This window comes from Pseudomonas sp. AP42 (assembly GCF_001728935.1).
GTDB lineage: Bacteria > Pseudomonadota > Gammaproteobacteria > Pseudomonadales > Pseudomonadaceae > Aquipseudomonas > Aquipseudomonas lactis.
In genome coordinates, this window is record NZ_LYSO01000072.1 from 21,793 (window position 1) to 31,267 (window position 9,475).

Genomic DNA, 9,475 nt, shown 5'->3' on the forward strand with positions numbered 1-9,475 from the left:
TCGCCTCGCACTGCCAAGGATCGCAATGCCATCAACGCCTTTGGATACCCACTATCAGATAGAAACGCCGGAGGGCATCGACCTGCCCCTGCGCCCTGCTGGCCTGCCCTCCCGGGCATTGGCCTTTGCATTCGACCTGGGCGTGCGCGGGATCATCATGGGTATCCTGCTGGTGCCGCTGGCGTTGCTCGGCAATGTAGGGGTCGGGCTGGGTTCGCTGCTGCTGTTCCTGGTGAGCTGGTGGTACATGGTGTTGTTCGAAGTGCTCAACCAGGGCTGCTCGCCGGGCAAGCAGGTCATGGGCCTGCGCGTGGTACAGGATGACGGCACGCCCATCGGCTGGTCGGCATCGCTGATCCGCAACCTGCTACGTTTTGTCGACATGCTGCCCTTCGGTTATTTCCTCGGCGCGATCAGTTGCCTGCAGCATCCGCACTTCAAGCGGCTCGGCGACCTGGCGGCCGGTACGCTGGTGGTGTACCGCGAACTGCCGCTGGCACGCCCAAGCATCCCTCAAGCACCCGCCCTGCGCCTGCCCTTCGCCCTGGAGTTGAGCGAACAGCGAGCCATCCTCGGTTTCGCCGAACGCCAGGCCGAGCTCTCGGCCGAACGGGTGCATGAACTGGCCGCCATCCTCGCAGGGCCCCTGCAAGTGTCTGCGCCGCGCGCCGTGGAGCAACTCAACGGTGTAGCCCGTGGTTTGTTGGGGCCGACATGAAACAGAGCCTTTTTGAAAGCCGCCACCAGCACCAATGGCAAACCTTCGCCGAGCAGTTGACGCAACTGGAGCAAGGTAAAGCCAAGGCCGCCGACGTTGCCGACTTCCCGCATCAATATCGACGCCTGTGCCAACACCTGGCTCTGGCTCAGCAACGCGGCTACAGCAGTTACCTGATCGACCCGTTGCAACAACTGGCGCTGCGCGGCCATCAACAACTGTATCGCCATCGCAGCCAACTGACGGCGAACATACTGGCGTTTCTTCTGGCCGGCTTCCCGCGCCTGGTACGCGAACAGTGGCGCTTTGTGCTGATCGCCGGCCTGCTGTTCTTTGGCAGCCTGGTGGGGATAGCCCTGCTGGTGTACCTGTTCCCGGACCTTGTCTACAGCATCATCAGCCCCCAGCAAGTGGCCGAGATGCAGGGCATGTACAACCCCGACGCCAGCCGCTTGGGCCGCGCGGCCGAACGTGCCTCCAGCGAAGACTGGATGATGTTTGGCTATTACGTGATGCACAACATCGGCATCGCCTTCCAGACCTTTGCCGCCGGCCTGTTATTCGGCCTGGGCAGTGTGTTCTTCCTGATTTTCAACGGTCTGGTCATAGGTGCGGTCTCCGGGCACCTTACCGATATCGGCTATGGCCAGACCTTCTGGTCGTTTGTCATTGGTCACGGCGCATTCGAGTTGACCGCCATCACACTGGCCGGTGCCGCAGGCTTGCAACTGGGCTGGTCATTGGTCGCCCCCGGGCGCTTGGCGCGCAGCGAGGCCCTGCGCCTGGCCGCGCGCAAAAGCGTACGGATGCTTTGCGGTGTCATGGTGTTTCTGTTGATCGCAGCCTTTATCGAAGCCTACTGGTCCTCAACCACCCGCATTGAGCCCTGGATCAAATACGCAGTAGGCGTCGCGCTCTGGCTGCTGGTGGCCGCTTACCTGACCCTGGCCGGGCGGAGTCGCCATGCGCCTGACTGACGCCAGCGTGGTGATTCGCCCGCGCACTTCCTGGGAAGCCATGGACCTGGGGGTGCTGATGGCCAGGGAACACCGCGCCCTGCTGATGGGCAGTTGGGCGCTGGTGAGCCTGCCGGTATTCAGCCTGTTGACAGTGCTGCTCTGGAATTACCCGTCTGTGGCCATGTTCCTGTTCTGGTGGCTCAAGCCGGCCTTCGACCGCTTACCGTTGTACATTCTGTCCAAGGCCCTGTTTGGTGAGCCCCCCAGCCTCAAACAGGCCGTTCGCCATTGGCCGCAGTTGCTCAAAGGGCAGCTGTTCGCCAGCCTGACCTGGCGGCGGCTGAGCATGAGCCGCAGCTTCGCCCTACCCGTCAGCCAACTGGAAGGCTTGGACGGTGACGCACGTCAACGACGCCTTGGGGTGTTGTTGCAACGAAACGCTGGCGCCGCACGCTGGCTGACAACGATCGGCGTGCACCTGGAAATCGGCCTGTGGTTTGGCGCCATGGCCCTGTTCTATCTCTTCATACCGCAACAGATCGAACTGGACTGGGACTGGCAAAGACTGATATTGGCGTCAGGCTCGGACGTGCTTTGGCTGGAGCACCTGAGCAATGCCTTCTATGCCTTGGTCCTTGTGTTCTGGGAACCTATCTATGTCGCCTGTGGCTTCAGCCTGTACCTGAACCGCCGCACGGTGCTGGAGGCCTGGGACCTGGAGCTGGTATTCCGTCGCCTGCGCCAGCGCCTGAGCAACGTCGCACCGCTGTTGTTGCTGGTCGTCGGCTTGGCGCTGCTACACGTCAGCCCACCCGCCATGGCAGATGAAACTACAGCCCATAAGCCCCTCAGCACCCAGGCCGCCAGCCAATCCATCCAGGCATTGCTGGAAAAGCCGCCCTTCAAGAACCCGGAAACCGTCACACGCTATCGGTTTGGTGATGAAAAAGCGCCGGTTAAAAACACGGCCAAGGGCGACGGCAAATTACCTGGTTGGCTCCAGGCACTGCTCGACAACTTCAACAGCGACACCTTCAAATACGTCGCCAAAACCTTGGAAATACTGCTCTGGAGCCTCGTGATCGGCGGCCTGGCCCTGGTGTGCTGGCGTTACCGTGAATGGTTGCGCACCTTCGTCAGCCGCCTTGGGCCCACTCGCACGGCCGCTCCCTCGCCCGTTCCCGCTCAGTTGTTCGGGCTAGAGCTGGGCACCGAGACATTGCCCGAAGATATCGCCAGTACCGCCGAGCAACTATGGTCCACCCAGCCCCGGGAAGCTCTTGGCCTGCTGTATCGCGGTTTGCTCAGCCGGCTGTTGCATGAGTTCGACCTGCCACTGACAAGCGCCGATACCGAGGGGCAGGTATTGGAGCGTATTCATCATTTGCAACAACCGCAGTTACTGGCGTTCAGCGACGAACTGACACGCCACTGGCAAAACCTGGCCTATGGTCACCGCCTACCGCCCTCTTCAGCCCAACAAAAACTGTGCAGCGACTGGCGTGCTCTTTTCAGTGACGGAGCGGGCCAATGAACCGGGCGTTATGGTGGGTAGCGCTGCTACTGGCGTGCCTGTTGGGTGCGGGCGGCCTATATGCCTGGCACAAGGTAATTCCCTACGAGGAAGTGGTAAATCGCGGCCCGTCACCAGAGGCACGCGCCAACCCTTACCTGGCCGCCGAGCACTTTTTGCGCCAGCAAGGCGTGGTGGTGGCGCATGCCAATGGCCTTGAACGACTCGCCGAACTGCCCGCCAAAGGCCATAGCCTGTTGCTGCTGGGGGAGCGCAGCAACATGACCCCACGCCAGGTCGAACAACTGCTGGGCTGGGCAAAAGCCGGCGGCCACCTGCTCTTGGTCGCCGAGGCATTATGGGATGAAGAAACCGGCACCAGCGGTGACTTGCTGCTTGATCGCCTCACTGTCCGCCAAACCTTGAGCGACACCTTCGACGAACCCGCGCCACCGCGTAAAAAAACCAAGCCGGACCTGACCAAGCTGTATGTCGACAACGAAACGGCACCGGCCTATTTCAGTTTTGACACCGACTTCAACCTCACCGACCCCAAGCACCTGGCGCAGTTTTCCGCCAACAGCGCCAAGTCCAGCCACCTGATGCAACTTGACCTGGGGCAAGGCCGCGTCACGGTGATCACCGACAGCGACCTGTGGAAAACCGCGGATATCGGCAAACATGATAACGCCTGGTTGCTGTGGTATCTGAACCAGGGCACTGACGTCACCTTGCTGTTCAACAGCGACACGGACGATCTGTTTACCCTGTTGCTCCGTTATTTCCCCCAGGCCCTCGTCGCCCTGATTGCGCTGGCTGCCCTGGGGCTGTGGCAGGCAGGCATGCGCCACGGCCCGGTCCAGGCATCGGCGCCCAAGGCTCGTCGCCAGTTGAAGGAACACTTGAAGGCCAGCGCGGATTTCCTGTTGCGCCGCAGCGGCCAGGGCACGTTGTTGCAAGCCTTGCAACACGACATTCTGCGCGCAGCCCGGCGACGCCATCCTGGGTTTGAACACCTCGATGCGCCAGGGCAACGCCAAGTGCTGGAGCACCTTACGCGACAACCCCCTCATATCATCAGCCAGGCGTTAGAGCCTGTTGCGCTGAAGCGGCTTTCCAGCGCCGACTTCAGCCGACAGGTTGCGAGCCTGCAAACCCTCAGGAATGCCTTATGAGCGACTCTCCACTGGCCACCGCCCTGACCGCCGAGAACCTTCAGCATGCCAGCCAGCAGGCCCAGGCGCTGCGCGTGGAATTGCGCAAGGCCGTGATTGGCCAGGACCTTGTGATTGACGACGTGCTCACCGCTCTGATCGCAGGCGGCCACGTTCTGCTGGAAGGCGTGCCCGGCCTGGGCAAGACCTTGCTGGTACGCGCCCTGGCCCGCTGCTTTGGCGGTGATTTTGCCCGTATCCAGTTTACCCCGGACCTGATGCCCAGCGATGTCACCGGCCACGCCGTGTACGACTTGCAGACCGAACAGTTCAAACTGCGCAAGGGGCCGTTATTCACCCACCTGCTGCTGGCCGACGAGATCAACCGTGCACCGGCCAAAACCCAGGCAGCGCTTCTCGAAGCCATGCAGGAACGCCAAGTGACCCTTGAGGGTGAGGCATTACCCATCGGCCAACCCTTCATGGTACTGGCGACCCAGAACCCCATCGAGCAGGAAGGCACCTACCCACTGCCCGAGGCCGAGCTGGACCGGTTCATGCTCAAGGTGCGAATGGACTACCCAGATGCTCTACAAGAGCTGGATATGGTCCGCGAAGTGACGCGCTCGTCCAAGGCCGACATGCTGGAGGTACAGCCGTTGCGTACGGTGCTGCAAGCCGAGGACGTAGTAGCGATGCAGCAAATTGCCAGTGACCTGCCACTGGATGAACAGGTGCTCGACTACGCCGTGCGCCTGGCCCGTGCCACGCGCAGTTGGCCGGGGCTGGCCATCGGTGCCGGCCCCAGGGCCTCCATTGCCCTGGTACGCGGCGCCCGTGCCCGTGCGCTGTTGCGCGGTGGCGAATTCGTCACCCCCGATGACATCAAGGGCTGCGCCCTGGCAGTACTGCGTCACCGGGTACGCATCGCACCCGAACTGGACATCGACGGCCTTGAAGTCGACCAGGTGCTCCAGCAGTTACTCGACCAGATTGCAGCACCAAGGCAATGAAGCGGCCATGAAACCGACTCGTCTGCTGCTGACCTGGCTGGGCGTTCTGCTCGGCTTGAACATCTTGCTGGGCACCTCGGCAGCATTGCAGTTCAAAGTGCCCGCCACCTTGCATTCGGTAGCCTGGGGCCTGCTGCTGGCCCTGTTGCTGCTGGCGATGCTGGATGCTGCACGCTTGCGTCGCCGCCCTTCGGCCCGCGTGTACAGAACATTGCCTGGCAGCCTGGCGCTGGGGCGCTGGGAAGAAATACGCCTGTGCCTGGAGCACGACTATCCACAGCCACTGACCGTGCAGGTGTTCGATCACGTGCCCGATGGCCTGGCGGTGGATAATCTGCCTCAATCCATTCAACTACGCCCCGGTGAACGTGCTGAGCTGGGCTATCGCGTGCGCCCCTTGCGGCGCGGGCACTTCCACTTCAGTCGCTGCGAGCTGATGCTGCCCAGCCCATTGGGGCTGTGGTCGGCACGACGCTGGGTCGACACCCACGATGCCACCCGTGTTTACCCGGATTTCGCGCGCTTATACGGCGCGCAGCTGCGGGGTGTGGATAACTGGCTGAGCCAACTGGGCGTGCGCCAACATCAGCGGCGAGGATTGGGCCTGGAGTTTCACCAGCTGCGCGAGTTTCGTGAAGGCGACAGCCTGCGTCAGATCGACTGGAAAGCCACCGCCCGCCAACGAACGCCCATTGCCCGGGAATATCAGGATGAGCGCGACCAGCAAATCGTGTTCATGCTCGACTGCGGCCAGCACATGCGCAGCCAGGATGATGAGCTGTCCCATTTCGATCACGCCCTCAACGCATGCCTGCTGCTGAGCTACGTCGCCTTGCGCCAGGGCGATGCCGTAGGGCTGTGCACGTTCGCCAGCGACCCGCCGCGCTACCTGAAGCCGGTCAAGGGCAGTGGCCAATTGAATCTGTTGCTCAATGCGGTGTACGACCTGCAGACCACGCGAAAAACCGCCGACTACCAAATGGCCGCCAACCAGTTGCTGGCGCGGCAAAAACGCCGGGCACTGGTGATCATCGTTACCAACCTGCGGGATGAGGAGGATGAAGCCTTGATGGCCGCCGTCCAGCGTATCGGTAGGCATCACCGGGTACTGGTGGCCAGTCTACGGGAGGAGGTCCTCGACCAACTACGCCAGGCCCCTGTGCAAACATTGCCCGAAGCGCTGGCTTACTGCGGCACGGTCGATTACCTCAATACCCGCAACCAACGCCATGATCGCTTGAGTGCCCATGGGCTCTCGGTGCTGGATACCTTGCCATCGGCGCTGGGTGCCGGGCTGGTCACGCGCTATCTGGAATGGAAAAAGGCCGGGGTATTCTGAGGATGACTGCGCAGGGTCATGGCCAGGAAACAGCCACGACCCCACGCATAATTCAGACAGAGGCCTGCAAAGGATAAAAGCTGAAGTACTGCAACAGCGCGTTGATCAGGTGTCCGTATTCTTCGGGCGCCTGAAGCACGCGGAACCCCGAGTCGTAATGCTGCGGGGTGACATCTTCGTGGCTCCACAAGCAGGTTGCCGTGAGGTCAATCGCCTTGAACTCGCCTTGAGCCACCGGCACTTTCAAGCGCAGCTCGAAATCCACCTCGGTCATCATGGGTAACGAGCTGATCAGCATCAGACCGTTTTCAGACACATTTCCAAGAAAGCCAATTGGCTTGTCAGTAATACGATTGAACACCTGCAAAAAATACGGCAGTTGATGCCGTTCGATCCGTCGTTCGGTAAACATGGTGAAGTCGCCGTCCAATAGCCAAAAATCTGGCCGTGCCAGTGATTCGGAACAAGCAATCGCTCGCTCTCCCTGGATCTCGGTGTGACAACAGGTACCGCTTGTCACCAAACAGCTGCCGAATCCGGGCCTTGCATCCGTTCGAATGGGAAACTGCACAAACAGACATTCAAAGAATAGCGCAAGACTGGCGACCGGCCAGCTCTGAAGCGACAAATACCCTTACAGCGACGCAGGCCGTGGTTTTGCCAGGCCTGCAGCCGGCAGATGCCCCAATTGTTGCAAGGTATCGAGCCGCGCGCGGGCTCGATAGGCGTACTCGCTCGACGGGTAGTGGCCGATGATGAACTGATAGGTCTGTGCGGCATCGACAAACAGTTTCTGGCGTTCCAGGCACTGCCCGCGCAACATCGAAACCTCCGGTTGCACGTAGCGGCGGGTACGGCTCTCGCGATCGACCTGGGACAACTCCAGGGTGACACGCTGGCAATCACCGACCCCATAGGCGCGGTAAGCGTTGTTCAAATGGTGGTCCATCGACCAGCGGGTACAGCCGACAACACTGACGGCCAGGGCAGCAACGAGCAAAATTCGCATGGGGTTCTCCTGTCTTGTGCAGTGTATCGACCCCTGGTCGAAAATCTTCAAGGCGTTTGCCCATTCAACCGCAGCCAAAACAAGCCAATCGTCGATAAGTAGTGCAAACGAACAATGACTACAACGAAAGAGCATAGTAGCCTTCCCCAGCGCTTGAACTCAGGAGTCCGTGCATGTCCGTCCGTCGTACCAAAATCGTCGCCACCCTTGGCCCGGCCAGTAACTCGCCGGAAGTCCTCGAACAGCTGATTCTGGCTGGTTTGGACGTCGCCCGTCTGAACTTCTCCCACGGCACCCCGGACGAGCACAAGGCTCGCGCCAAGCTGGTGCGTGACCTCGCCGCCAAGCATGGCCGCTTCGTTGCACTCTTGGGCGACCTGCAAGGCCCGAAAATCCGTATCGCCAAATTCACCAACAAGCGGATCGAGCTGAAGATTGGTGACAAATTCACCTTCTCCACCAGCCACCCGCTGACCGAAGGCACCCAGGACGTGGTGGGCATCGACTACCCGGACCTGGTCAAGGACTGCGGCGTCGGTGACGAACTGCTGCTGGACGACGGCCGTGTGGTGATGCGCGTCGACACCGCCACGCCGACCGAACTGAACTGCACCGTGATCATCGGCGGCCCGCTGTCCGACCACAAAGGCATCAACCGTCGCGGTGGTGGCCTGACGGCGCCGGCCCTGACTGAAAAAGACAAGGCCGACATCAAGCTCGCCGCCGAAATGGAAGTGGACTACCTCGCCGTGTCCTTCCCACGCGACGCCGCCGACATGGAATACGCCCGTAAACTGCGCGACGAAGCCGGCGGTACCGCCTGGCTGGTGGCGAAGATCGAGCGCGCCGAAGCCGTGGCCGACGATGAAACCCTCGACGGCCTGATCAAGGCTTCCGATGCCGTGATGGTTGCCCGTGGCGACCTGGGCGTGGAAATCGGTGACGCCGAGCTGATCGGTATCCAGAAGAAGATCATCCTGCACGCACGCCGTCACAACAAAGCGGTGATCGTTGCGACCCAGATGATGGAGTCGATGATCCAGAACCCGATGCCGACCCGTGCCGAAGTGTCCGACGTGGCCAACGCCGTGCTCGACTACACCGACGCCGTGATGCTCTCGGCTGAAAGTGCCGCTGGCCCGTACCCGCTGGAGGCCGTGCAGGCCATGGCGCGTATCTGCGTCGGTGCCGAAAAGCACCCCACCAGCAAGACCTCCAGCCACCGCATCGGCAAGGTCTTCGAAAGCTGCGACCAGAGCATCGCCCTGGCTGCCATGTACACCGCCAACCACTTCCCGGGTGTCAAGGCGATCATCGCCTTGACCGAAAGTGGCTACACGCCGTTGATCATGTCGCGCATCCGCTCCTCGGTGCCGATCTACGCGTTCACCCCACACCGCGAAGCCCAGGCCCGCGCGGCCATGTTCCGTGGCGTGTACACCATCCCGTTCGACCCGGCGTCACTGGCGCCGAACGAAGTCAGCCAGAAGGCGATCGACGAGCTGGTTAAACGCGGCGTCGTGGAAAAAGGCGACTGGGTCATCCTGACCAAGGGCGACAGCTACCACACCACCGGTGGCACCAATGGCATGAAGATCCTGCATGTAGGCGACCCGCAGGTCTGAGTGACAGGCTGAAAAACAAAAGCCCCGCCATGTGAATGGCGGGGCTTTTTGCATTTCAATGCAGGCCAATGTGTTGAACTTCAGTGCCTCATCGCAGCATAGATATCTACACAACCCTGCAGCACTCAACGCTAACCACGATGCG

9 protein-coding genes are annotated in these 9,475 nt (G+C 61.2%); 7 read left to right on the forward strand and 2 right to left on the reverse strand.

What is annotated here, in order from left to right; genetic code table 11:
• Window positions 1–25: 25 nt before the first annotated feature.
• Genes A7K61_RS21135 through A7K61_RS21160 form a run of 6 tightly spaced genes read left to right on the forward strand, consistent with a single transcriptional unit; the run spans window position 26 to window position 6,696 of the window.
• Window positions 26–718, forward strand: a complete 693-nt coding sequence (locus A7K61_RS21135) for an RDD family protein (RefSeq protein WP_044267870.1) — start codon at window positions 26–28, stop codon at window positions 716–718.
• Window positions 715–1,695 (forward strand): stage II sporulation protein M, encoded by a 981-nt coding sequence (locus A7K61_RS21140; RefSeq protein ID WP_069558300.1) that lies wholly within the window; start codon window positions 715–717, stop codon window positions 1,693–1,695. The genes A7K61_RS21135 and A7K61_RS21140 overlap by 4 nt, the downstream gene beginning before the upstream one ends.
• Entirely contained in the window at window positions 1,682–3,211 is a 1,530-nt protein-coding gene (locus A7K61_RS21145; RefSeq protein WP_069558301.1) for a DUF4129 domain-containing protein, read from the forward strand. The genes A7K61_RS21140 and A7K61_RS21145 overlap by 14 nt, the downstream gene beginning before the upstream one ends.
• Complete coding sequence (locus A7K61_RS21150) at window positions 3,208–4,365, forward strand: DUF4350 domain-containing protein (RefSeq protein ID WP_069558302.1); 1,158 nt, start codon at window positions 3,208–3,210, stop codon at window positions 4,363–4,365. The genes A7K61_RS21145 and A7K61_RS21150 overlap by 4 nt, the downstream gene beginning before the upstream one ends.
• Complete coding sequence (locus tag A7K61_RS21155) at window positions 4,362–5,357, forward strand: MoxR family ATPase (RefSeq protein ID WP_044267880.1); 996 nt, start codon at window positions 4,362–4,364, stop codon at window positions 5,355–5,357. The genes A7K61_RS21150 and A7K61_RS21155 overlap by 4 nt, the downstream gene beginning before the upstream one ends.
• 7 nt (window positions 5,358–5,364) lie before the next feature.
• A complete protein-coding gene (locus A7K61_RS21160) occupies window positions 5,365–6,696 on the forward strand; it encodes a DUF58 domain-containing protein (protein WP_069558303.1) in 1,332 nt (443 codons plus the stop codon).
• A 52-nt stretch (window positions 6,697–6,748) separates the two neighbouring features.
• Here the strand turns inward: A7K61_RS21160 and A7K61_RS21165 are convergent, their stop codons facing one another.
• Window positions 6,749–7,108 carry a PilZ domain-containing protein gene (locus A7K61_RS21165; protein ID WP_044267885.1) on the reverse strand — a complete coding sequence of 120 codons (360 nt, stop codon included), beginning with the start codon at window positions 7,106–7,108 and terminating at the stop codon, window positions 6,749–6,751.
• 222 nt (window positions 7,109–7,330) lie between these two features.
• Window positions 7,331–7,705 carry a tol-pal system YbgF family protein gene (locus tag A7K61_RS21170; protein WP_003193903.1) on the reverse strand — a complete coding sequence of 125 codons (375 nt, stop codon included), beginning with the start codon at window positions 7,703–7,705 and terminating at the stop codon, window positions 7,331–7,333.
• Window positions 7,706–7,878: 173 nt separating this feature from the next.
• Here A7K61_RS21170 and pyk point away from each other — a divergent pair, with 173 nt between their 5' ends.
• Window positions 7,879–9,330 (forward strand): pyruvate kinase, encoded by a 1,452-nt coding sequence (pyk, locus tag A7K61_RS21175; protein WP_003193904.1) that lies wholly within the window; start codon window positions 7,879–7,881, stop codon window positions 9,328–9,330.
• The last annotated feature ends 145 nt before the right edge of the window (window positions 9,331–9,475 follow it).

Coding starts and splice junctions, on each gene's coding strand:
- A7K61_RS21135 (WP_044267870.1), top strand. CDS start 26: ATGCCATCAACGCCTTTGGATACCCACTATCAGATAGAAACGCCGGAG.
- A7K61_RS21145 (WP_069558301.1), top strand. CDS start 1,682: ATGCGCCTGACTGACGCCAGCGTGGTGATTCGCCCGCGCACTTCCTGG.
- A7K61_RS21170 (WP_003193903.1), bottom strand. CDS start 7,705: ATGCGAATTTTGCTCGTTGCTGCCCTGGCCGTCAGTGTTGTCGGCTGT.
- A7K61_RS21160 (WP_069558303.1), top strand. CDS start 5,365: ATGAAACCGACTCGTCTGCTGCTGACCTGGCTGGGCGTTCTGCTCGGC.
- pyk (WP_003193904.1), top strand. CDS start 7,879: ATGTCCGTCCGTCGTACCAAAATCGTCGCCACCCTTGGCCCGGCCAGT.
- A7K61_RS21150 (WP_069558302.1), top strand. CDS start 3,208: ATGAACCGGGCGTTATGGTGGGTAGCGCTGCTACTGGCGTGCCTGTTG.
- A7K61_RS21140 (WP_069558300.1), top strand. CDS start 715: ATGAAACAGAGCCTTTTTGAAAGCCGCCACCAGCACCAATGGCAAACC.
- A7K61_RS21155 (WP_044267880.1), top strand. CDS start 4,362: ATGAGCGACTCTCCACTGGCCACCGCCCTGACCGCCGAGAACCTTCAG.
- A7K61_RS21165 (WP_044267885.1), bottom strand. CDS start 7,108: ATGTTTACCGAACGACGGATCGAACGGCATCAACTGCCGTATTTTTTG.